Source organism: Pedobacter sp. PF22-3 (assembly GCF_026239555.1).
GTDB lineage: Bacteria > Bacteroidota > Bacteroidia > Sphingobacteriales > Sphingobacteriaceae > Pedobacter.
The window spans coordinates 37,874-61,746 of the sequence record NZ_JAPIVP010000010.1 but is presented as its reverse complement, the minus strand read 5'-3'; the positions used below and the strand labels follow the sequence as shown (position 1 = coordinate 61,746).

Annotated in this window: 23 protein-coding genes; 19 read left to right on the top strand and 4 right to left on the bottom strand. The window is 38.3% G+C overall.

What is annotated here, in order from left to right; genetic code table 11:
* The first annotated feature begins 198 nt into the window (after positions 1 to 198).
* On the top strand, positions 199 to 558 hold the full coding sequence (locus tag OQX63_RS13990) for a hypothetical protein (RefSeq protein WP_265851482.1): 360 nt from the start codon (positions 199 to 201) through the stop codon (positions 556 to 558).
* Positions 559 to 1,006: 448 nt separating this feature from the next.
* Here the strand turns inward: OQX63_RS13990 and OQX63_RS13985 are convergent, their stop codons facing one another.
* The 4 genes from OQX63_RS13985 to thrA form a co-directional block, all read right to left on the bottom strand.
* Positions 1,007 to 1,549, bottom strand: coding sequence for an REP-associated tyrosine transposase (locus OQX63_RS13985; RefSeq protein WP_265851481.1), 543 nt, complete (start codon positions 1,547 to 1,549; stop codon positions 1,007 to 1,009).
* Between the two features lie 165 nt (positions 1,550 to 1,714).
* Positions 1,715 to 3,022, bottom strand: coding sequence for a threonine synthase (gene thrC, locus OQX63_RS13980; RefSeq protein ID WP_265851480.1), 1,308 nt, complete (start codon positions 3,020 to 3,022; stop codon positions 1,715 to 1,717).
* An 88-nt stretch (positions 3,023 to 3,110) separates the two neighbouring features.
* Entirely contained in the window at positions 3,111 to 4,046 is a 936-nt protein-coding gene (locus OQX63_RS13975; RefSeq protein WP_265851479.1) for a homoserine kinase, read from the bottom strand.
* A 93-nt stretch (positions 4,047 to 4,139) separates the two neighbouring features.
* Positions 4,140 to 6,593 (bottom strand): bifunctional aspartate kinase/homoserine dehydrogenase I, encoded by a 2,454-nt coding sequence (gene thrA, locus OQX63_RS13970; RefSeq protein ID WP_265851478.1) that lies wholly within the window; start codon positions 6,591 to 6,593, stop codon positions 4,140 to 4,142.
* A 902-nt stretch (positions 6,594 to 7,495) separates the two neighbouring features.
* Between thrA and pckA the strand changes: the two genes are divergently transcribed.
* The 18 genes from pckA to nuoK all read left to right on the top strand — a co-directional run bounded on the left by pckA (position 7,496) and on the right by nuoK (position 23,859).
* On the top strand, positions 7,496 to 9,091 hold the full coding sequence (gene pckA, locus OQX63_RS13965) for a phosphoenolpyruvate carboxykinase (ATP) (RefSeq protein WP_265851477.1): 1,596 nt from the start codon (positions 7,496 to 7,498) through the stop codon (positions 9,089 to 9,091).
* A gap of 297 nt (positions 9,092 to 9,388) precedes the next feature.
* Complete coding sequence (locus OQX63_RS13960) at positions 9,389 to 10,219, top strand: MotA/TolQ/ExbB proton channel family protein (RefSeq protein ID WP_265851476.1); 831 nt, start codon at positions 9,389 to 9,391, stop codon at positions 10,217 to 10,219.
* 78 nt (positions 10,220 to 10,297) lie between these two features.
* Positions 10,298 to 10,915 carry a biopolymer transporter ExbD gene (locus tag OQX63_RS13955; RefSeq protein WP_265851475.1) on the top strand — a complete coding sequence of 206 codons (618 nt, stop codon included), beginning with the start codon at positions 10,298 to 10,300 and terminating at the stop codon, positions 10,913 to 10,915.
* A 3-nt stretch (positions 10,916 to 10,918) separates the two neighbouring features.
* Positions 10,919 to 11,425, top strand: coding sequence for an ExbD/TolR family protein (locus OQX63_RS13950; RefSeq protein WP_090504291.1), 507 nt, complete (start codon positions 10,919 to 10,921; stop codon positions 11,423 to 11,425).
* A gap of 17 nt (positions 11,426 to 11,442) precedes the next feature.
* Complete coding sequence (locus tag OQX63_RS13945; RefSeq protein WP_265851474.1) at positions 11,443 to 12,261, top strand: energy transducer TonB; 819 nt, start codon at positions 11,443 to 11,445, stop codon at positions 12,259 to 12,261.
* A gap of 242 nt (positions 12,262 to 12,503) precedes the next feature.
* A complete protein-coding gene (locus OQX63_RS13940; RefSeq protein WP_265851473.1) occupies positions 12,504 to 13,409 on the top strand; it encodes a PstS family phosphate ABC transporter substrate-binding protein in 906 nt (301 codons plus the stop codon).
* Between the two features lie 134 nt (positions 13,410 to 13,543).
* Positions 13,544 to 15,265, top strand: a complete 1,722-nt coding sequence (locus OQX63_RS13935; protein WP_265851472.1) for a tetratricopeptide repeat protein — start codon at positions 13,544 to 13,546, stop codon at positions 15,263 to 15,265.
* 83 nt (positions 15,266 to 15,348) lie between these two features.
* A complete protein-coding gene (locus tag OQX63_RS13930; protein WP_138819655.1) occupies positions 15,349 to 15,720 on the top strand; it encodes an NADH-quinone oxidoreductase subunit A in 372 nt (123 codons plus the stop codon).
* Between the two features lie 227 nt (positions 15,721 to 15,947).
* Positions 15,948 to 16,490 (top strand): NADH-quinone oxidoreductase subunit B, encoded by a 543-nt coding sequence (locus tag OQX63_RS13925; protein ID WP_131533237.1) that lies wholly within the window; start codon positions 15,948 to 15,950, stop codon positions 16,488 to 16,490.
* Complete coding sequence (locus tag OQX63_RS13920; RefSeq protein ID WP_265851471.1) at positions 16,490 to 16,990, top strand: NADH-quinone oxidoreductase subunit C; 501 nt, start codon at positions 16,490 to 16,492, stop codon at positions 16,988 to 16,990. Before OQX63_RS13925 ends, OQX63_RS13920 begins: the two co-directional genes overlap by 1 nt.
* 3 nt (positions 16,991 to 16,993) lie before the next feature.
* The gene (locus tag OQX63_RS13915) at positions 16,994 to 18,208 is read left to right on the top strand and encodes an NADH-quinone oxidoreductase subunit D (protein WP_090504267.1); all 1,215 of its coding nucleotides are present in this window, start codon (positions 16,994 to 16,996) and stop codon (positions 18,206 to 18,208) included.
* Positions 18,201 to 18,716, top strand: a complete 516-nt coding sequence (nuoE, locus tag OQX63_RS13910) for a complex I 24 kDa subunit family protein (protein WP_265851470.1) — start codon at positions 18,201 to 18,203, stop codon at positions 18,714 to 18,716. Before OQX63_RS13915 ends, nuoE begins: the two co-directional genes overlap by 8 nt.
* Before the next feature lie 76 nt (positions 18,717 to 18,792).
* The gene (nuoF, locus tag OQX63_RS13905; protein WP_265851469.1) at positions 18,793 to 20,160 is read left to right on the top strand and encodes an NADH-quinone oxidoreductase subunit NuoF; all 1,368 of its coding nucleotides are present in this window, start codon (positions 18,793 to 18,795) and stop codon (positions 20,158 to 20,160) included.
* A 178-nt stretch (positions 20,161 to 20,338) separates the two neighbouring features.
* Positions 20,339 to 21,349, top strand: coding sequence for a 2Fe-2S iron-sulfur cluster-binding protein (locus OQX63_RS13900; protein ID WP_265851468.1), 1,011 nt, complete (start codon positions 20,339 to 20,341; stop codon positions 21,347 to 21,349).
* Positions 21,349 to 22,386: an NADH-quinone oxidoreductase subunit NuoH gene (nuoH, locus tag OQX63_RS13895; protein ID WP_090504256.1), complete on the top strand. Its 1,038-nt coding sequence runs from the start codon at positions 21,349 to 21,351 to the stop codon at positions 22,384 to 22,386. Before OQX63_RS13900 ends, nuoH begins: the two co-directional genes overlap by 1 nt.
* Positions 22,387 to 22,388: 2 nt before the next feature.
* Entirely contained in the window at positions 22,389 to 22,892 is a 504-nt protein-coding gene (locus OQX63_RS13890) for a NuoI/complex I 23 kDa subunit family protein (RefSeq protein ID WP_047800899.1), read from the top strand.
* Positions 22,893 to 23,026: 134 nt separating this feature from the next.
* The gene (locus tag OQX63_RS13885; protein ID WP_055908796.1) at positions 23,027 to 23,530 is read left to right on the top strand and encodes an NADH-quinone oxidoreductase subunit J; all 504 of its coding nucleotides are present in this window, start codon (positions 23,027 to 23,029) and stop codon (positions 23,528 to 23,530) included.
* Positions 23,530 to 23,859: an NADH-quinone oxidoreductase subunit NuoK gene (nuoK, locus tag OQX63_RS13880; RefSeq protein WP_055908793.1), complete on the top strand. Its 330-nt coding sequence runs from the start codon at positions 23,530 to 23,532 to the stop codon at positions 23,857 to 23,859. Before OQX63_RS13885 ends, nuoK begins: the two co-directional genes overlap by 1 nt.
* The last annotated feature ends 14 nt before the right edge of the window (positions 23,860 to 23,873 follow it).

Here is a 23,873-nt window from a genome sequence, read left to right as displayed (position 1 = left end):
ATCCGGACCTATCTTTTCCTACAGTTCTCCAGACCTATAATCTGGTTAAGCTTAATTCCTAAAAAAGTCTAGTTTGGATTGTACTAACGGATGTAATGCCCTGATTATTTTATTTTTACAAATATGATCCTACTTAATGCTTAATTTTTTATTTTTATATAACTAACCAATATAAATCTACATTAAAACCCAATTCTTATGAAAAAGCTTATTCAATTATTCCTGTTTTGTACAGTGCTGGCTGTATTACCTTTGCAAAATACCAGGGCTGAAATTAACGCCAGTAAATTTTTTAGCATTGGTTTAAATTTAGGTAATGGAACTGGTGATAACGGATCCATTTACTTATACGGACCTACGCCTATTAGTGCTTATTTTGGACCAAGTGGCGGGTCATATGGTCCGCTTACGGCTGGCACTTATACTATTATTATTTATACTGCGGCCCCAGGCTCACGCACTTTTAGATTCAATGGACAGGCGATCACCACCAGTTCAGGAAGCGCAACATTTAATAATGTTAGCATTACTTCTACAGCTTTCGCTTCTGTTAATTAAATAAATATTTTCAAGTTGGTCCGGATTTATAGTCCGGACCTTTGTGTTGTATGACTTTTTTGATTAAGGATTACAAATCCCGGCTAACTTTAGAGATAGGTCAGAAATTGGAATGGATTTGCATTTTTATAAATCGTCATCTCGACTGTAGCGCAGCGGAAGGGAGAGATCTATCTCTAGACAGATTTAGCTTCGCTGAGCACTTTTTGGTTCTCGGCTTCGTTGCACTCCGCTCGAAATGACGATCAATCTAATTATTACCCTTTAAAAAATAACTTTTAAATTGCTTTTTGTTGGTCAGGATTTGTAATCCTGATCGGTTGTACTTCAGATTTGTAATCTGGTTTAAGGTAATTTGAGAGAATCCTTAGTTCAAAGGACGAGATTGCAAATCCAGACTAACTTCCGGTGTTTTTTCAGATTTGTAATCCGGCCATATAATTTCTAATCATAAATAAACAACCACCAATAATCCTAAACCACCAGCATAGCTTATAGCCGAACTATACTTGTAATGTTCTGCTTCCGAAACAATTCCCGACTCAATGGGATTATTATGAATGTAATCTAATTTTTGATCTTTAAATTCATTTGAATACAAAGCAATTGGATGGAAGCCATCCTGCCAAAATTTATATTCTTTGTTTTTGATATTAATTCGGGCAGCAAATGAAAACTTATCTAAGAGCCATTCTCTACTTTCATTAATTTCTCCAATCGTTTTTATTATCTTTTTAGAGGTGAATTTTTTGAAATCCCTGATAATGTCCGAAAGGTTATAATTTTCTTCAGCACTAACTATCATATGTAAGTGGCTTGGCATTAAACACCATGCATAAATAATTAATCCCTTATTAGATTGACAGTATTTAAGACTTTCAATAATAACTTCTGCAAGTTCTTTCCGTGTAAAAACATCAATCCATCCAACTACTGTCGTAGTGATGAAGTAAATGTCGTTTTGATCAGTTATGGAATATTTGAAAGCCATTATCAATACCTATTTGCCTGTAATGATAAGGATTACAAATCTTTAGTCCAAGTTTTGTATTGGACTGGATTTATAATCCGAACCTAGTGTATTCCAAATTTGGAATCTGGTTAAAGGATTACAAATCCTTAGTTCAAAAGTCGGGATTACAAATCCCGACTAACACTATCCTTTAAGCAAATAAGCCTTAAACCCGTCAAAATCAACACCTAATTGGTCTGCATGTTTAGGTCTGCTTTCTAAAGTTTTAACCTGTTCAGGGATCTCGATTTTAGCGGCAATACGCGCAGGGAAAATATCTGGAAATTTACAGGCATGTGCGGTAGATAAGAAAACAGCTGCGCTTTCATCAGATGGGTTTTCAATTCTGTATTTTTCAACTGCTAAATATGCAATCGCTGTATGCGGACAGGCTACGTAGTTCAGTTTATTGTCAAGTTCTTTAATGCCTTCTAATGTCTCTTCATCTGTAAAACGGTAAGAAGTAACCACTTTTTTAACCGCTGCTATGTCCTGATCAAAAAGATCCATAATGCGGATCCAGTTGCTTGGTGCGCCAACATCCATGGCATTAGAATAGGTTTGGGTTGAAGGCCTGGTTTCATAAACACCACTTTCTAAAAAGCGTGGTACGGTATCATTAACATTGGTAGCGGCTATAAACTGTTTAACCGGTAATCCGAGTTTGTAAGCCAATAAGCCTGCACCAATATTTCCAAAATTTCCACTCGGAACAGAAAATACCACATCCTTAAGCCCTTGCTTTTTAAGTTGGGCATAAGTGTTAAAATAGTAAAATGTTTGTGGAATCAATCGGGAGATATTGATCGAATTTGCAGAAGTTAACCTGAATTTCGCATTCAGTTCATCATCAGCAAAAGCCTGTTTTACCAAGGTCTGGCAATCATCAAATGTTCCTTTTACTTCAATAGCCCTAATGTTTTCACCGTTGGTTGTTAACTGTAATTCTTGTATCGGACTTACTTTTCCTTCCGGATAAAGGATGGTTACTCTCGTATTGGGCACGCCTAAAAAACCTAATGCTACTGCACCGCCGGTATCGCCCGAAGTTGCCACCAGAACATCCAGCAGCTGCTCGCCATCTTTTAAAAAATAAGCCATTACGCGGCTCATAAAACGGGCGCCAAAATCTTTAAAAGCCAAAGAGGGGCCATGGAAGAGTTCTAAAACAAAGGTTTTGTCATCCAATTTAACAGCTGGTGCATCAAAATTAATCGCATCATCAATTAAAGCCTTTAAATCTTCAGCCGGAATTTCATCCTCTAGTAGTGTTGAAGCTACTTTATAAGCAATTTCTGGTAAAGAATATTGCTCAATATTTTGAATGAATTCGGCATCAAGCTGTGGTATTTCAACAGGCATATATAAGCCCTTATCCTGTGGCATGCTGTTAAAAACGGCTTCTTTAAAAGAAACACGTAAATCTTTATTGTTGGTTGAGTATAGTTTCATTTTTAATGAGGTTGTAGGGTTGAAAGGTTGAGGGTTGGAAGGTTTTAGACGCTTAGCCCTCCACCTTTAAACCCTCTACCTTCTAGCCTTAAGAAATTACTTTTGGTCCTTCGGCGTTCACCGGAGAAACAAAAGCTTTGCTGTTAATATTTATTTTATGTAAATGTTGTTGTTGCGATTTGGTTATTTTTCTAGCCGTTTCTTCGTCTTTGGTCAATGCGAAAACAGATGGGCCAGAACCTGATATTCCGAAGCCGATTGCACCACTTTCCATCGCCAGTTTTCTCATTTCTTCAAAACCTGGGATCAAAATCGAGCGTGTTGGTTCTACCAGAACGTCTTTCATGCTTCTTCCAATTAAATCAAAATCATTCATGAACAATCCGCTCACCAAACCTGCAACATTTCCCCATTGCGTAACCGCATCTTTTAATGCCACTTTACTGCGAATCATTTGGCGGGCATCTTTAGTAGGTACATCTACCTCTGGGTAAACAATTGCAGCATACATGCCTGCGGGAGTAGGTAAAGAAATTACATCCAATGGTTCGTAACTTCTTACCAATACAAAACCACCTAACAAAGCTGGCGCAACATTATCCGCATGGCCGTAACCACAGGCAAGTTCTTCACCTTTCATCGCAAAGGGAACTAATTCAGTAGGTGTTAATAAATCGCCCATTAATTTATTAATGGCGAACAAACCTGCTACGGTACTGGCTGAGCTCGATCCCAGTCCACTACCAATAGGCATTTTTTTGTGCAGTTCAATTTCTACACCAACATCTAAACGGTTAATATGCTGCAGGTAATGCTGAACGCTGGCACTAACTGTATTTTTAGCGGCATCTAGAGGCAGGCGGCCATCATCGCCGGTAATTTTTTTGATCACCACACCAGGCGTATCGGTGAATCGCATTTCAACTTCATCACCAGGTTCGTTTACGGCGAAACCCAGTACATCGAAACCACAAACTACGTTTGCAACGGTTGCCGGAGCGAAAATTTTTATACTATTTTTCATTATTTCTTATCAAGTGCCTACGATATCAAGAATAAAACCTTGTATCTAATGGCTTTCTTTTTAGTTTAACTGCTTAAATCTTTTGGCTTTAATCTATCTGCTCAATGTACCTACGTTAATGATATCGGCAAAAACTCCGGCAGCGGTAACTTCAGCACCAGCTCCTGGCCCTTTAACTACCAATGGGCGGGTTTTGTAACGATCTGTTGTAAAAGAGATAATATTATCGCTTCCCGATAGCATATAAAAAGGGTGACTGTCATCTACCATCTGCAGGCTGATTTCTACATTGCCATCTTCCAGTTTACCGATATAGCGTAAAACCTTTCCTTCATTGGCTGCAGTATTCTTTAGATTTTCGAAATAAGCAGCGTTCGCTTGCAATTCAGAATAGAAATCCTCTACAGAATTTGCATTTAAACAGGCTTCAGGTAAAATGTTATCGATTTTCACATCGCTGGCTTCTAATGGATAACCTGCATCGCGTGCCAGGATCAACATCTTACGCATAAAATCTTTTCCATTTAAGTCGTCGCGAGGATCTGGTTCAGTATAGCCCAGTTCCTGTGCTTCCTTTACTGTTTCGTAAAAGCCAGCATCGCCTTTAAAGTTATTGAAGATGTAAGAGATGGTTCCTGATAAAATGGCTTCAATCCGGGCTACCTTATCGCCACTCATCATCAGCTCGCGTAGTGTACGGATAATCGGTAGGCCTGCACCAACATTGGTTTCGTAATAAAAATCAACTCCGAATTTACGGGCGGTATCTTTGAATGATTTATACTGTGCATAATCTGCCGAGTTCCCTTTTTTGTTACAGGTTACCACCGAAATGCTACTTTCAAATATGCCCTGGTAAAATTCAATAGGCTGTTCAGCTGCTGTGTTATCTACAAAAACACAGTTTGGTAAGTTTAGGGCTTTCATTTTGGCAACAAAACCTGCTAAATCTGCTTGTTCACCAGCTGTATTCAATTCTGTTTCCCAATTTTCTAAAGAAAGTCCATCGGCATTAAATATCATTTTGCGTGTATTGCTGATGCCTGTTACTTTCACTTGCAGATCGTTATTGGCTGCGAGGAAAGGCATCTGCTCTTTTAACTGGTTAAATAAGGTTTTGCCGATGTTTCCCGTACCCAAACAGAAAACATTCAATGTTCTTTTCAGGTCGGTAAAAAAAGCATCGTGCACTGCATTTACTGCTTTCGACAAATCATCCTTGCTGATGATTACTGAGATGTTGTATTCTGAAGAACCTTGGGCGATTGCTCTTACGTTGATACCATTACGGCCTAATGCGCTGAACAAGCGTCCGCTCATGCCTGGGGTGCGTTTCATGTTTTCGCCAACAATGGCCAAAACGGCAAGGTTATTTTCAACTTCCGGTAATTCCAGTTTTTTAGCATCCAGTTCCAGCTCGAATTCTTTTTTAATCAGGGAAATGGCCTGCGAAGCATCTGTTGGTTTAACGGCGAAAGTAATGCTGTGTTCTGATGAAGATTGCGTAATCAATACCACATTGATCTGTTCGCGCGAAAGCAGTGAAAATAGCCTTCCGCTAAAGCCTGCTTTACCCACCATACCACTTCCGGTAAGGTTGATAATGCTGATGTGATCAATAGAAGAAATTCCTTTGATGGGTAAATTTGAAGTTTTTACATCGCTTTTGATATAAGTTCCCGCGAAATCAGGCTCGAAAGTGTTTTTAATTACAATCGGAATCTTTTTCATGAAAGCAGGGATCATTGTTGGCGGGTAGATGACTTTCGCCCCAAAATAACTCAGTTCCATAGCTTCAGTATAGCTTAATTCAGGTAACGAGAAAGCCTTTTTAACCATACGGGGATCAGCGGTCATCATACCGTTTACATCTGTCCATATCTCTATTTCTTCTGCGTTCAATGCAGCACCCCAAACCGCTGCGGTATAATCAGAACCACCACGGCCCAAAGTAGTCATCCTACCAGCAGCATTGCTGGCTATAAAGCCAGTTACAAAAAGTACTTTGTCTTTATTCTCCTGATAGAAATTGTTGATCAGTAGCTCGGTCAGTTCAGTATCAACCTTTGCCTGTCCGAAATTGCTGTCGGTTTTAATCAGGTCAGATCCATTTACATAAAGCGAATCGCCAATGTTTTTTGAGGCAATATGGCTGATCATAAAGGTAGAACAGCGCTCACCATAACTCAAAATCTGATCTTTGGTTTGTAAACTTAGCTCGCGCAGATTGGTTACAGCCTGTAGCAGATCTTCTAACTCGTTAAAAAAAATTTTTAAGCGGGTAAACACCGGGTTTTGTGCTGCCGCAGGCAAAAGAGCGCGGATTACAGCAAAGTGTTTTGCTTCTATTTCTTTTAAATGTGCGTCGTAATCTTCACCCCGTTCAGCCATTTCAGCCATATCGGTGAGCAAATTGGTTACACCACTCATTGCCGATAATACAACTACCGGGCTATTCTTCTGTTTTTCTTCGCCAACCAGGCGTAAGAGCGTTTTAATGTTCTCGGCCGAACCTACGGATGTGCCGCCGAATTTGAGTACTTTCATTTGTTTAATGAGGTTTAACTGTTTGTTCCTGTACTGCTCTGTAATTTAAAATGCTCGTTTGTACAGGTTTCATTCAGCATGGTTTAAAAAAAAAGCGTCCCGACTTTCATCGGGACGCGCTCTGTGTTTTATGTTTTTTCAATTTACAACAAATTAGCCCCGCTGGTTTATACCGGTGGTAATAATAATCGTTGTAATAATTGAAGTGTTAAAATTCATCTTGTCTTCGTGTACTTTGTACACCGTAAAGTAGAAGATTATTTTTTTAAAATGCAAATGTTTTTTCAATTTTATTTCGAAATTTCTATTAAAACGTTTAAGTAAATGAAATAGCCATATTATTCCCATCCTTTGGAGAGTCTGCTCCGATCTTTTCGGAGGGTGCCCGTAGGGCAGGGTGGTTGATCAGTAAATTTTAATTATTAGAAAAGATGTTTCAGTAGTTCTTTGGAAATTGCAGCCCTGCTAACCGCTATAGTCCCGTGGTAGTGCGGTTTTGTTGTTTGTGCGATCGGGAGCTGCCGCTTTTATCAGGTTTATTTAATGCGGGTTGGTGCTACTATTTAAGCTGCTTGTTTTTCCAGCGCCTAATTATTCCCCTTTTTTAGAGGGGGGTGTAGGGCGGGGTGGTCAGTTGATGTTTTAATATAAATGGTATGACTTCTATAATTTCTTATAAGTATGTATGTGCTCAGAAGAATTTAATCTAACTAAAACAATTTATAGATTTTACTTAGTGTATATTTTTAATTTTTTTTATGTTTAAAATTATGACTTAATTATATGATATTGAGTTAATTAAATCATAGTGTATTTGCTACAATATGTAAAAAATTATGTTTTAAAACTCGTTTTTGTGCAATATAAGTCTTTACCTTTGCTCCACTAACTAACTTATTGTTATGAGCAAAAAGAAACTGCAAACGCCAGATTTAAGCTATTTAAATCTAGGCGAGAACATTGCTGTAAAGTACCAGTTGTCTCCAAAAGAGTTGATTGATGAAGCATTATTAAATAAAGAAGGTATGTTGGCCGCTTCAGGTGCGCTTGCGGTTGATACCGGAAAGTTTACCGGACGTTCTCCAAAAGATCGTTTTATTGTATGCGACACCATCACCGAAGATCAGGTTTGGTGGGGGGATGTGAACATTAAAATCTCTTCTGAAAAATTCGATCAGTTATTTTATAAGCTAACAAATTACCTTGAAGATAAGAAAATCTATGTCCGCGATTCTTCCGCCTGTGCCCACCCGGATTACTCCGTGTCCATCAGGGTCATTACCGAAACCGCTTATCAGAATCTTTTTGCTCATCATTTGTTTATTCGCCCTGCAGAAGATCACTTGGCTTTAACACCAGAATGGACCATTCTTGCTGCGCCAGGTTTTTTGGCTGAGCCAGCGGTAGATGGAACCAGGCAACAAAACTTTTCCATTATCAATTTCACCAAAAAGATGATTTTGATTGGCGGAACAGGCTATACAGGCGAAATAAAAAAAGGAATTTTTTCTGTTTTAAATTTTATTTTGCCCGTATATCATCATACTTTATCCATGCATTGCTCAGCCAATAGGGGTAAAAATGGAGACACCGCTATATTCTTCGGCTTGTCTGGAACCGGAAAAACTACTTTGTCAGCCGATCCGGAAAGAGCATTAATTGGCGATGATGAACATGGCTGGGGAGAAGATTCGGTATTTAACTTTGAAGGCGGTTGCTATGCTAAATGTGTAGATTTAACCGAAGAAAAAGAACCTCAGATTTTTAAAGCAGTTAAATTTGGTTCACTATTAGAGAACGTTAATTTTTTTCCGGGTACGCGAGAGGTAGATTATAGTAACATCAGCAAAACAGAAAATACGCGTGTAGCTTATCCAATAGATTATATTGATAATGCCATTCTACCATCAATAGGGGCTGTTCCGAAAAACATCTTTTTCTTAACTGCAGATGCGTTTGGCGTATTACCTCCTATTTCGAAGTTAAATGTAGAACAGGCCATGTTCCACTTTATGAGCGGTTATACTGCAAAAGTTGCAGGAACAGAAACCGGGATAACAGAGCCTCAATTAACTTTTTCAGCTTGCTTTGGGAAGGCTTTTTTACCGCTACACCCATCTAAATATGCTGCGTTGTTGGGAGAGAAGATGGAAAAACACCAGGTAAATGTGTGGTTAGTGAATACGGGTTGGAGCGGAGGTGCTTATGGTGTAGGTAAAAGGATGAAATTAAGTTATACCAGAGCAATGATTTCAGCAGCATTAAACGGAGATTTAGATCATAATAAATATAAACAGCACCACGTGTTTAAATTAATGATGCCATTAACTTGCCCCGGCGTGCCTGATGAAATTTTAGACCCTTCTAAAACATGGAGCAACCAGGAAGAATATTTTTTAAAAGCATATGAACTGTCTAATGCCTTTACAGAGAATTTCAGGCAGTTCGAACTGACAAAAGTGCCAAAAAGCAGACACGAGGCGTTAAAATTATGTTAAATGTGCTTTAAAATGCATTTTTTGAACGAAAAATTTGCAATTGGAGTTTTTTTTAGTTTTTATTGTGAAAGAATTGCCTCGGCTGGGGCAATTTTTTTGTTATACACCCTAGGTAGTTACCGAAACTAAATTTTAAGTAACGATTTAATAGTTTATTGATTTATTAATTTGTAATTTAAAATCAATTTATAAATTTGTTTTTCGCAACAATTTCGGATAAGAAACGTTGAGTGTATTACAAAAAGAAAAAAACAGCTAAAATTAAAAACAAGAACTAAAACTAAAAATTCAAAAAAAATGGCAAACGCACCAAAACCAGCAACTGTTAAAAAAGAGAGCTCTTCTAGTGCTTCAAATGTTTTCGCAACATTAGTTATTCCTATTTGTATCGTTATCGGATTCGTGATTTGGAAATATGTATTGGGAGATCCGTCAAACTTTATCGATAACAACAACGAAAACTTACCATTACCTAACAATTACCCAGGTACAGCTTACAAAGGAGGTCCTATTGTTGCCGTTTTGATCGGTTTATTATTAACAACAATCGTTTTCTCTATCGAGCGTTTAATTGTTATTGGTAAAGCAAGTGGTAAATCAAGCTTAGATTCTTTTATTATTAAAGTAAAAGGTTTATTAAACTCAGGTAATATCGAAGCAGCTAAAGCAGAATGTGATAAACAACAAGGTTCAGTTGCTAACGTAATTAAATCTGGTTTGAAAAAATACAGCGAAGTTGAAGCTGATACCAACATGGATGTTGAGCAATCTATCGTTGCTATCCAAAAAGAAGTTGAAGAGGCTACAGCTTTAGAAATGCCAATGTTAGAGCAAAACTTAACTATTATTGCTACTTTGGTATCAATCGGTACTTTGATCGGTTTATTGGGTACAGTAACAGGTATGATCCGTGCATTCGCCGGTTTAGCAAACTCTGGTGCTCCAGATCAGGCAGCATTAGCGGTAGGTATCTCTGAGGCCTTGATCAACACCATGACAGGTATCTCGGTATCAACTTTGGCGATCATTATGTACAATATCTTAACATCTAAAATCGATAAGTTAACTTACGCAATCGATGAGGCTGGTTTCAGCATCGTTCAAACATACGCTAGTTCGCATAAATAAGAATTTTGAAAAAATTTTTACCGGCTTTATGGAAAACCGGAAAAAAGATCATCATTATTAAAACTAGTAAAAAAAATTATGCCTAGAATTAAAGTAAAAAGGACAAGTACAGTAACAGACATGACCGCAATGTGCGATGTGGCGGCATTGTTACTTACGTTCTTCATTTTAACCGCTACGGCAAGACAACCAGAACCCCTAGCTGTTTCTACACCCTCATCTACATATGAGTTTAAGGTGCCGGTAGAAAACAATGCGATTTTAACAATCGGACAAGGAAAGGTATTCTTCGAGGTAGCAGGTAATAAAGTGAGAGAAAAAACATTGCAGCTGATGGGCGAACAATATGGTGTAAAATTTACACCTGAAGAAGTGGTTAGATTCTCAGGAATCGGAAGCTTCGGTGTTCCTATTCAAAGCTTAAAGCAGTTAATTGCGATGAATGCGGGCGACCGTATGAAGCCAGGTATTCAGCCAGGTATTCCTTCTGATTCAACCGACAATCAATTAAATGCTTGGGTGCTGAATGCACGTAAGGCTACAAAAGAGATCAACAATCAGGATATGCGTATCAGTATCAAAGGCGATGCTAAAGAAGAGTATCCAGTTGTGAAAAAGATTATTGATGTACTTCAGAAACAAAGTGTAAACAAATTTTTGTTGGTAACTAATTCTGAAGCTAAAAAGAAGAAATAAGAAATGGCAGAATTAAACACGGGCGGGAAGAAAGCCACGCCAAGGGTTGATATGACCCCGATGGTGGATCTAATGTTTCTTTTGGTAACTTTCTTTATCTTAACAACAGTAATCTCTACGCCACAGGCGATGGATATTGCAAAACCAGATAAAAACGAGAAGTTACCTGAAAATAGATTAGAGCTGAAAGCGAGTAAAACGATGACCATTTTATTGGGTAAAAACAATAAAGTAGCTTGGTACATGGGAGTAGCTGGCGCAAGCGCACCAACAATCGAATCAGCTTCACAGATCGAAGATGCTATTGTTAAAAATAGAAAAGCAGCCGATGCTTCGGGTGTTGCAGGTGACTTTGTTGTACTTGTAAAACCAACAGCAGGTTCTACCTTTCAGAACTTCGTTGATATTATGGACGAGTTGGAAATTCTTAAAGTAAAGGTTCGTCAGATTGATGATGATAACATCCTTGAAAATGAGAAGCAGTTCATGAAAGAAAAGGGAATTTTATAATCAATAAAACCAATTTTATGTCGAAGTTAGATATATTCAGAAAAGAATGGCTTGAAGTGGTTTTTGCTGATAAAAACAAAAGCTACGGTGCGTACCAATTGCGTAAAACCAATGGTGCTAATACCACAAGAGCCTTAATTATTGGATCTGTTATCTTCCTTATTTTATTTTTCTCTCCAAAGATCTTTAGTCTGATCAAAGGCTCAATGGATCAACAGGAAGACCAGGTAAAAGCACAGGAAGTTATTTTAGCTCCACCACCACCGGTAAACCCGGAAACACCTCCACCGCCACCGGTAGAGCCACCGCCGCCAAAGGTTGACCAGGTGAAAATGCCACCTCCAATTGTAAAACCTGATATCGAGGTTAGAGATGAACCACCTACAGTTGAAAAACTAAAGGAAGCTGATCCAGGTCAGAGGGATATCAAAGGTGATCCAACGGCAGAGATTAATATCGCTGAACCGGTAGGGGAAGGACCAAAAAGAGAAGCTGCTGTTGCGGTTGATGACAATAAAGTTTATGACTTTGTGAGTATCGAGAAACAACCAGAGTTCCCAGGAGGTATCGCTAAATTTTATGGCTACTTAGGTAAAGCCATAAAGTACCCGCCAATGGCACAGGAAAACAACGTTCAGGGTAAAGTTTTTTTATCTTTCGTTGTGGAAAAAGATGGTAAATTAACTGATATCACTGTTACCCGTGGTTTGGGTAGCGGAACTGATGAAGAAGCCATCCGTGTATTGAAAGCTAGTCCACGCTGGAACCCAGGTATCCAGAATGGTAAGCCGGTAAGGGTAAAATATAACATCAACGTTAACTTTACATTGAACTAATCGTAAATGTTAAATTTCGATATCTTTAAGCAAAAATCGCCTAAACAGCGGTTTTTGCTCATTTTAGGCCTAATCATGTTTGTCTTTTATGTGATACTGGGTTGCGCATTTATATTTTATAAACCTATTGCACTTCGTTTAAGTGCTATCCCGCAATGGGGACGTATTACAATTGGTATATTCCTCATTATTTATGCTTTTGTAAGACTTTTAAGCCTTGGTAGGCGCGACTAATCATTTAAATGAAAAATTTCCTTTTAATATTTTGTGTGCTCGCTTTACTCTTATCCTGCAAGCGTAAAAACAAAGCAGTTGTTGTTAAAGAGACCAGAACGAGTGGTACCTTAAAAATATTGGTTGATGAAAGTGTTGGACCGATTGTTCAGGATCAGATCGATATTTTTAGTTTAGATTATCCCGATGCCAAGTTTCAGACTACAGTTAAACCTGAAGAAAAGTTATTACCTGCATTCCTGAATGATAGCGTAAGGGTAATTGTTTTGCCAAGGTTATTAACCAAAGCAGAAGAAAAGTATTACAATCAACGCGGTATTAAAATCAATACTTCGCGTTTCGCTGTTGATGGCATTGCTTTAATTACCAATAAGAGCAATATAGATAGTACCATTAACGTTAAAGAGGTAATCAACATCTTACAGGGGAAGAAATCAGACAAAAAATTGGTCTTTGATAATGCTTATTCAAGTACCTTTCAGTATTTTAAAGCGTTGGCCAATATTAAACAATTTCCTGCTACAGGTGTTTACTCAAAAAATTCTAGCAAAGAAGTAATTAAGCTTATTGCAGAAGATAAAAATTTTATTGGTATTTTGGGCGTGAATTGGATCACGGGCAAAGATGCAGAAATGAGCGGATACCTTTCTCAAATAAAGGTATTGGGTGTAAAGAACGTAGAAGGTAAGGTGGGTGATGATCAGTTCTATAAACCAACTCAGGATAACTTAATTAATGGTGTCTATCCTTTCTTGAGAAATATAAATATTATTGATTGCGAAGGAAGAGATGGTTTAGGCACAGGATTTGCAACGTGGTTAAGAAGTCAGAGGGGACAATTGATTGTACTTAAATCTGGACTTGGCCCACATAAATTAATGCCAAGACAAATCAACCTGACCAAAGGAAATTAAATTAAAAATTATAAATTGAACCACGAAGTAAACCCAAAAGGAACACTTCATTTTTATTAAATAAAAAACAGAATATCAGATGAAGCCCGCATGATTATGTAAGTTTCATTACCATTAAAAAACAATAAAGAACTATGAAAATTTTAAAGAAAGCAATAACCTTAAATGTAGGTTTGGTGTTGATGGGTTCTGCAGTTTTTGCTCAAAATTTAAATGACGCGAAAAAAGCCATCGACGCGGAGCAGTATCAAAAAGCATCATCAATGCTTAAATCGCTGGTGAGTTCAAAAGCTTCAGATGGTGAGAATTATTATAATCTTGGTTTAGTTTACTTAAAAACGGGTTATATCGATTCAGCTAGAGCCGTATTTAATAAAGGTGTTACTGCTGATCCTAAAAATAACTTAAACTTAATTGGTTTAGGAGAAGCGGATCTATTATCTAATGATGCAACATCTGCAAAAACTAATTTTGACAAGGCTATAGCATTAGCTTCTAAAGATTACAAAACTTATTTGTATATCGGTAAAGCTTATTTAGCACAGGATAAACCAAGTGATGATGTATCAAAGCCTGACTTTACCAATGCTTTAGCTAATATTAACAAAGCTGATGAGTTGGATGCTAAAGATAAGGATGCAGAAGTTTTCTTGGCACAAGGCGATGCTTATGCTTTGCAAAAGAAGAATTCTGAAGCGTTGGGCCCATACATGCGTGTAAATGATGTTGATCCGAACAACAGAAGAGCTAAAACGCAAATCGGTAAAATGTATAAAGAATCAAGGGCTTTTCCTGAAGGAGAAAAAGAGTTGCAAGATGTAATTACAGCTGATCCAAATTATGGTCCGGCTTACCGTGAGTTAGGTGAATTATACTTACAATGGAGTAGCTTTGGTGTTGATAAAGAAAAAGCAGCTAAGGCAATCGAGAATTATAAAAAATACATGGATTTAACCGATAAATCTTTAGAGTCTCAATTGCGTTATGCTCAATTCTTGTTTTATGCAAAAGATTTTAAAACACTAGAGCAAGTGGCATCTTCTTTACAGGTTCCGGCTAATGATCCTAAGGGTAACGTTGTTGCAAGGATGAAAGGTTGGGCGGCTTATGAAAATGGCAACTATCCTCAGGCATTAACCAGCTTAACTGAATTTTTTGCCAAAGAAAAAGATAAATCTAAAATTTTAGGTAATGATTACCTTTATTTAGGTAAAGCTCAGTTAAAAGCTGGTCAAGATAGTTTAGGTGTAAACAACATTATTGAAGCAGCTAAAATTGATTCAACTAATGCTGATGCGTTAGCTGAGGCTGGTTTAGCTTTGTACAAAGCGAAGAAATATGGTAAGGCAGCTGAAATTTATACTTTAGCGACTAAATATAATCCAAATGGTAAAGGTTCATTAACCAATTACTATTATATTGGCCAAACCAGATTCTTGGAAGGATATTTTGCACAAAAAGATAAAAAGCCTTTAAATACTGCTGCATTAGTTGAAGCCGATTCAGCATTGAGCCACTTAAATAAAGTTTCTCCTGAATTTGCATTAGGTTATTTTACAAGAGCAAGGATTGCTAACCTTTTAGAAGATAAAGCAAATCCTAAATATGCTTCTATTCCATTCTTCGAAAAATATATCAGCTTAGTTAAGCCAGAAGAACAAGCCGCTAATAAAACAAATCTTGTTGAATCTTACGATTACCTAGGTGCTTATTATGCTGATAAGGATAAGGCAAAAGCTATCGACTTTTTAAACAAAAGTATAGCATTAGATCCTCAAGGTCCTTTTGCTGCTGCCAAACTTAAAGAACTGCAGTCGCCTGCAAGTGCTTCAAAAGCAAAAGGTAAAGGCAAATAATTAATAAGTTAAATAATTTAGAAAAGGCAGAGTTTGGTTACTCTGCCTTTTTCTTTTACTTTTGCATCACAAAAACAGAAATTATGCAAGCGCAAAGTTCGGCTATAGATTTTTTACCAATTATATTTCAGGTAATTGTTGCTTTAGGTTTTGTGGTAACCACACTGGTTGCTACCCACTTTTTAGGTCCAAAACGCAAAACGAGTGATAAGTTAGAAACTTTCGAAGCAGGTATAAAATCAGTGGGTAATGCCCGCCAGCCTTTCTCTATCAAATATTTCGTAGTGGCCATACTCTTTGTATTATTCGATGTAGAGGTTATTTTTATGTATCCTTGGGCAGTTAATTTCCGTGCATTGAGGATGGATGGAATGATTGAAATGTTCATTTTCATGGGTACATTATTGCTAGGTTTCATTTACGTAATCAAGAAAAAGGTTTTAGATTGGAACTAATTCAGTTTACAGTTTTTAGTTCGCAATTAGTAGTTAGTGCCACATGGTATTAAACTGTAAACTATAAATTGTACACTTAAAACTGGATGTGTATCGCGTACACTAACTCATGGCAGCTTTTTTATTTAGAAAGGTTCTAAATCAAGTAAAGCTCGCTTGTTTGCCTTTAAAATATTGTAAATTTGTTGCTCATTCTGCAAAGGGATGAGCATTTTTTGTTTATAAACATGAGTGAAATTAATATAGTTGATGCGCCTCCAGGAATAGAAGGATCTGGCTTTTTTGCCACTTCTATTGATAAAGTGATTGGTTTGGCCCGCTCAAATTCATTATGGCCTTTACCTTTCGCAACTTCTTGTTGTGGGATCGAGTTTATGGCAACCATGGGTTCTCATTACGATCTAGGTCGTTTTGGTGCCGAACGCTTAAGCTTTTCTCCCCGCCAGGCCGATGTTTTAATGGTTATGGGTACCATTGCTAAAAAGATGGCCCCGGTATTAAAGCAGGTTTATATACAGATGGCAGAGCCCCGCTGGGTAATGGCAGTTGGTGCCTGCGCCAGTAGTGGTGGTATTTTCGATACTTATTCCGTGTTGCAGGGTATTGATGAAGTGATTCCGGTAGATGTTTACGTTCCGGGATGCCCGCCAAGACCAGAAGCTATTTTAGATGGTTTCCAGCGTATTCAGGATTTAGTGAAGAACGAATCAGGAAGAAGAAGAAATTCTGATTATTACAAAGAACTTTTAGGTCAATACGGCATTAAATAATGGAAGAAACGACACTAAATAACGATATCCACGTTAAGCTGACTGAAAAGTTTGGCGAAAAAGTTACTGCTGTTTCTGAGCCTTATGGTTTATTAACTTTTGTAACTTATAAAGATGTGATCGTAAATGTGCTTTCGCATCTTAAAGAAGAATTAAAATTCAATTTTCTAACAGATATTACTGCAGTTCATTACCCTGGTAAAGATCATGGTATAGCGGTGGTTTACCACTTGCATAACATGGTAAAAAAAGTGAGGGTCAGGATTAAAGTATTTATTTCAGAACAAAATCCAACTATCCCTACAGCAACAACCGTTTGGAAAGGTGCAAATTGGATGGAGCGTGAAACTTACGATCTGTTCGGGGTTAAATTTGAAGGCCACCCTGATTTACGCCGTATTTTAAATATGGATGATTTAGGTGTTCACCCGATGCTGAAGCAATATCCATTAGAAGATCCGAATAGGGTAGATAAAAAAGATGAATTTTTTGGAAGGTAAACTATGAATCATAACCATCCGGTATTTACAGATAACGACCCGCAAAGTGAGCTGGTAACCCTAAACTTAGGGCCAACACACCCTGCAACCCACGGCGTTTTTCAAAATGTTTTGCAGTTAGACGGCGAACGTATTGTAAGCGGCGTTTCTACTATTGGGTATATACACCGTGCATTCGAAAAGATTGCCGAGCATCGCCCATTTTATCAGATTACACCACTTACCGATCGTTTAAACTACTGTTCTTCGCCTATCAATAACATGGGCTGGCACATGACGGTGGAAAAGTTGCTAAATATTCAGATGCCGAAACGTGTAGATTATCTTCGGGTAATCATTATGGAGCTTTCGCGTATTGCCGATCACATTATTTGTAATACAATTATTGGTCAGGATACAGGAGCTACCACCACTTTCCTATATCTTTTTCAGTTTCGTGAGCATATCTACGAAATCTTTGAAGAAGTATGTGGCGCACGTTTAACCACAAACATTGGACGCATAGGTGGTTTTGAAAGAGATTTTAATGATATCGCATTTGCCAAAATCGATAAGTTTTTAAAAGAATTTCCTAAAGCACTAAAAGAGTTCGAAAATCTGTTAACACGTAACCGTATTTTTATTGATAGAACGGCAGGCGTTGCAGAAGTAACTAAAGAAACTGCTCTAGAATACAGTTGGACGGGTCCATTATTGCGTGCAACCGGCGTAGATTATGATGTGCGTATAAGCGATCCATATTCTTCATATCAGGATTTTGACTTTGAAGTGCCAGTTGGTACCAGTGGCGATATTTATGATAGGTATCTGGTACGCAATGAAGAGATGTGGCAAAGTGTCCGCATTATCGAACAGGCAATTGTGAAGCTAAAAACTGAGCCAAAAGGTATTTTCCATGCCGATGTTCCTGAATTTTACCTTCCTCCGAAGCAAGAAGTTTACAACAATATGGAAGCATTAATTTATCACTTCAAAATTGTGATGGGTGAGATTGATGCGCCAAAAGCAGAAGTTTATCACGCTGTAGAAGGCGGAAATGGTGAATTGGGATTTTATCTGATTAACGATGGAGGCCGCACACCATACCGTTTACACTTCCGCAGACCAAGTTTTATAAACTACCAGATGTTTGCACCGATGAGCGAAGGCATGTTATTGTCTGACGCCATTATCAACATGAGTAGTATGAATATTATTGCAGGAGAATTAGATGCTTAAAGTAGAAGAACAAACACCTGTAGTGTTTTCATCAGAATTGCTGGCCAAGTTTGATGATATAAAAAGCCGTTATCCGGCAGATAAGAGCAAATCAGCTTTGCTACCACTTTTGCATTTGGTACAGGCTGAGTTTCTTTGGGTGCCTACTTCAGCTATGGACCAGGTTGCTGAATATTTAAACATTCAGCCGATTGAAGTTTACGAGGTGGCCACGTTTTATACCATGTACTTTTTAAAACCACAAGGTAAGTATGCCTTAGAGGTTTGCCGTACTGGCCCATGTTGCCTGGTTGGTGCCGAAAAAATATTAAGTCACCTGGAAAATAAGTTGGGTGTTAAAGAAGGTGAAGTTACTGCCGATGGTTTATTCAGCTTTAGAGGGGTTGAATGTTTAGCCGCCTGTGGTTATGGACCGGTATTGCAAATTAGCCCGGAATATACTTTCTACGAAAACTTAACTACCGAAAGTGTAGATAAATTGATTGAAGATTTGAAAAATAAGTCCTAAGTCGAAAGTCTTAAGTCATGAGTCATTTTGATTCAGGACTAAGGACCTATGGACTACAGACTATAGACTAATTAAAATGTCTCGAAAACTGTTACTTGAGCATATAAACGTACCGGGCATCAATACACTTGAAGTCTATCGCCAGAAGGGCGGGTACCGTGCTGTGGAAAAAGCCCTGAAAACCTTAACACCAGAAGAAATTGTTGAAGAGGTTAAAAAATCAGGACTACGCGGTCGCGGAGGTGCGGGTTTCCCAACCGGGATGAAGTGGAGCTTTTTGGCTAAACCAGAAGGTGTTGCACGTTATTTGGTGTGTAATGCTGATGAATCTGAGCCAGGAACTTTTAAAGACCGTTATTTGATGACCTATATTCCTCATGCTCTAATTGAGGGAATGATTGTATCAAGTTTCGCATTAGGTGCAAAGGTTTCTTATATCTATGTACGTGGCGAGATGATGCCTCAGATCCGCATTTTAGAAAAAGCAATTGCTGAAGCTAAAGCTGCCGGATGGTTGGGTAAAAACATTTTAGGAACAGGTTACGATTTAGAATTATATGTTCAACCGGGCGGTGGCGCTTACATTTGTGGTGAAGAAACTGCTTTGTTAGAATCACTAGAAGGCAAAAGAGGTAATCCACGTATTAAACCGCCATTTCCGGCCATTGCGGGTTTATATGGTTGCCCTACTGTGGTAAATAATGTTGAATCTATTGCTGCTGTAGTGCCGATTATTAATGACGGTGGCGATGAATATGCCAAAATCGGTATCGGTAGAAGTACAGGTACAAAATTAATATCAGCATCTGGTAACTTGGTAAAACCAGGTGTTTATGAAATAGAATTAGGTTTACCTGTAGAAGAATTTATCTACTCTGATGAATATTGTGGCGGTATTGCCAATGGCAAACGCTTAAAAGCAACAGTTGCAGGTGGTTCATCTGTACCTGTTTTGCCGGCTAACCTCACTTTAAAATTAGCTAACGGTGAGCCTCGTTTAATGAGTTATGAATCCTTATCAGAAGGGGGATTTGCAACTGGAACCATGTTAGGTTCAGGTGGCTTTATCGCTTTTGATGAAGATCAGTGTATTGTGCGTAATACTTGGAACTTCTCTCGTTTTTACCACCATGAAAGTTGTGGACAATGTTCTCCTTGTCGTGAAGGTACAGGATGGATGGAAAAAGTATTGCACAAAATTGAACATGGCCATGGAACCATGGAAGATGTTGATCTATTGTGGGACATCCAACGTAAAATTGAAGGAAATACCATTTGTCCGTTGGGTGATGCAGCAGCTTGGCCAGTTGCCAGTGCAATCCGTCATTTCAGGGATGAATTTGAATGGCACATTAAAGAACCGGTAAAAAGCCAGAGCCAAAATTACGGTATCGCAAATTATGCAACACCGATTGAAAAAGCTCCGGTAGCGGAAGAGAAATAAAAAGGTATCACAAAATGTGATACCTTGGATAACAACCGGCCGCAATTTGAGACCTTATAAAATAAGAATTTATAAAAAGCGCCTTAGTTCGTGTCCCCACGAAACGAAAGCGAAATAAACTGGTTCATGGAGACACGAACCAGGGCGAGATAAAGAAATAAAAAGAATATCATTAACCATGAGTGAAAAAGTTAAGGTTACGATAGATGGGATAACAGTAGAGGTTGATAACGGAACTACCATTCTGAATGCTGCAAGGCAGATCGGAGGGGATATTGTTCCGCCAGCAATGTGCTATTATTCTAAATTACAAGGCAGTGGTGGTAAATGCCGTACCTGTATTGTAAAAGTGACTAAAGGTTCGGAGAAAGATCCTCGCCCCATGCCTAAATTGGTGGCTTCCTGCCGTACTACGGTAATGGATGGAATGGAGGTGCTTAATATTACTTCACCAGAAGTTTTGGAAGCACGTGCAGGTGTGGTAGAGATCTTATTGATTAACCATCCTTTAGATTGCCCTGTTTGTGATCAGGCAGGTGAATGCGATCTTCAGAATTTAGGTTATGAACATGGTTTGCAGAAAACCCGTTATGAGTTTGAACGCCGTACTTTTGAGCGTATTGATATTGGCGATAAGATCCAGTTGCACATGAACCGTTGTATTTTGTGCTATCGTTGTGTTTTTACTGCAGATCAAATTACCAATAAACGTGTTCACGGTATTTTAAACCGTGGCGATCACTCCGAAATTTCTACTTATATCCAACAGGCTGTTGATAACGATTTCTCAGGAAATGTAATCGATGTTTGCCCGGTGGGTGCTTTAACCGATAAAACTTTCCGTTTTAAAAACCGTGTTTGGTTTACTAAACCTGTTGATGCGCATCGCGATTGCGATTATGAGAAATGCAATGGCAAAGTAACCCTTTGGTATAAAGGAGCAGATGTTTTACGTGTTACTGCCCGTAAAGATCAGTTTGGAGAAGTAGAAGATTTTATTTGCAATACTTGCCGCTTCGATAAAAAAGCTACAGCTGATTGGGTAATTGAACATCCAACACATATTGATGATACTTCGGTAATTGCATCTAACCACTACGAAACATTAAAACCTTTGCACGTAATTCAGCCAAACGAGGCTTTACAGGCTGCAAATGAAATTGAATTACATAAAACAGTTAAATACTAATGGATAGCGCTTTTGTTATAGAAAAATTTATCCTGGTAGCTGTCATTTTCGGCATCAGTTTAGTTATTGCCATGTATTCTACTTATGCAGAACGTAAAGTTGCTGCATATTTACAAGATCGTTTAGGACCGGATAGAGCTGGCCCATTTGGTATTTTACAGCCATTGGCAGATGGTATTAAGATGTTTATGAAAGAGGAGATTATTCCTACATCATCAAACAGATTCTTGTTTATCGCTGGTCCTGGTTTAGCATTGCTTTGTGCCTGTATTGGTACGGCCGTTATTCCATGGGGTAGTCCAGTTTTAATTGCGGGTAAAACTATTCCACTACAGGTTTCAGACATCAACGTTGGTGTTTTATACATTTTTGGCGTAGTTTCTTTAGGGGTGTATGGTGTAATGATCGGTGGATGGGCTTCAAATAACAAATATTCTTTGTTAAGTGCCATTCGTGCCGCATCACAGAATATCAGTTATGAAATTGCAATGGGATTATCGATTATCGCTTTGCTTTTAATGACCAATACCTTAAGCTTAAAAGAAATTGTTGGTCAGCAGCATGGATTAAACTGGAATGTTTGGTACCAGCCACTAGGATTTTTAATCTTTATGGTTTGTTCTTTTGCTGAAACCAACCGTGCACCTTTCGATTTACCTGAGTGTGAAACCGAGCTGATTGGTGGTTACCATACCGAATATTCATCAATGAAATTAGGTTTTTACCTTTTTGCAGAATATATCAACATGTTCGTATCATCGGCGGTAATGGCAGCCTTATATTGGGGTGGTTACAACTATCCAGGTATGGATTACGTTGCTGCACATTTAGGCCCAACCTGGGCTCCGCTTATTGGTACGGCTGTTTTCTTCGGAAAAATAGTCATGTTCATCTTTTTCTTCATGTGGGTACGTTGGACAATCCCTCGTTTCCGTTACGATCAATTGATGAATTTGGGTTGGAAAGGTTTAATACCTTTGGCCATTGCCAATATTATAATAACAGGTGTTGTGATTGCGATTATTGAGAAGTTTTAATTATGGAATCATTAAGTAATAAGAAAAAAGTACTGGAACAAAAGCCATTGAGCTTTATGGAACGTATGTACCTGCCGGCAATTGCCAAGGGTATGGGCATTACCATCAGTCACTTATTTAAAAAAGAGGCTACCGTAAGATATCCTGAAGTAGAACGCGAATTCTCTACAAACTTTAGGGGGATGCACTCGCTAAAACGCGATGAGAATGGTAAAGAACGTTGTACCGCCTGCGGTTTATGTGCTTTATCTTGTCCGGCAGAGGCCATTACCATGATTGCTGCTGAACGCAAACCTGAGGAGAAAGATTTATACCGCGAAGAAAAATATGCAGCAACTTACGAAATCAATATGTTACGTTGCATTTTCTGTGGATTGTGTGAGGAAGCTTGCCCTAAAGAAGCAATTTACTTAGATGGACCGATTGTACCTGCTGATTATTTACGTAAAGATTTTATTTACGGAAAAGATAAGCTGGTAGAAGCGCCATTGGAAATGAAAAAATAATTATTGTCATCCTGAGCATGTCGAAGGACTAAACAAGAAAAGCCATTAGGCCTCGGTTCGTGTCTTCACGAAACGAAAGATAATTAATGGTTTGTGGAGACACAAACCATGGAACATAAATAAATAAACAATTAATGAGTACACAAGTATTCTATTTCGTAGCCACATTAAGTATCATCTTTTCGCTGCTGGTGATTTTTGCAAAAAATCCGATCCACAGTGTATTGTACTTAATCCTTACCTTTTTTACTTTCACTGTTCACTATGTGCTTTTAAACGCACAGTTTTTGGCAGTAGTAAACTTTATTGTTTACATGGGCGCAATTATGGTACTCTTCCTTTTTGTACTGATGCTGCTTAACCTGAACAACGAAACCGAACCAAGTAAATCTCCATTGATCAAAATTGTAGGCGTAATTGCCGGTGGGTGTTTGGTAGTAACTTTAATTGGTTCTTTAAAATCAGCAAGTATTACCAGCCCTTTGATTCTGAAAAATCCAGGATTGGGATTGGTAGAAAATCTGGGTAAGGAACTTTTTGGCCCATTCTTATTGCCATTCGAATTGTCATCTCTATTACTGTTGGCAGCAATGGTAGGAGCCGTTTTATTATCTAAAAGAGATGAGGTAGAAGCATAATGGAAAATTTAACATCACAACTTCAGGGCGTTCCGCTAAACCACTACATCTATTTAAGTGCCATTATTTTTTCTATTGGCGTAATTGGTGTACTTACCCGCAGAAATGCCATCGTAATCTTTATGTCGGTTGAGCTGATGCTTAATGCTGTTAACTTGCTGTTAACCGCTTTTTCTGTGCATAGTAACGATCCATCCGGACAGGTTTTTGTATTCTTCATTATGGCCTTGGCCGCTGCAGAGGTTGCTGTAGGTTTAGCCATCATCGTAATGGTTTACAGAAATACGAAATCGATAGATATTAATGTTTTAAATCGCCTTAAGTGGTAAATATATAATAAGAA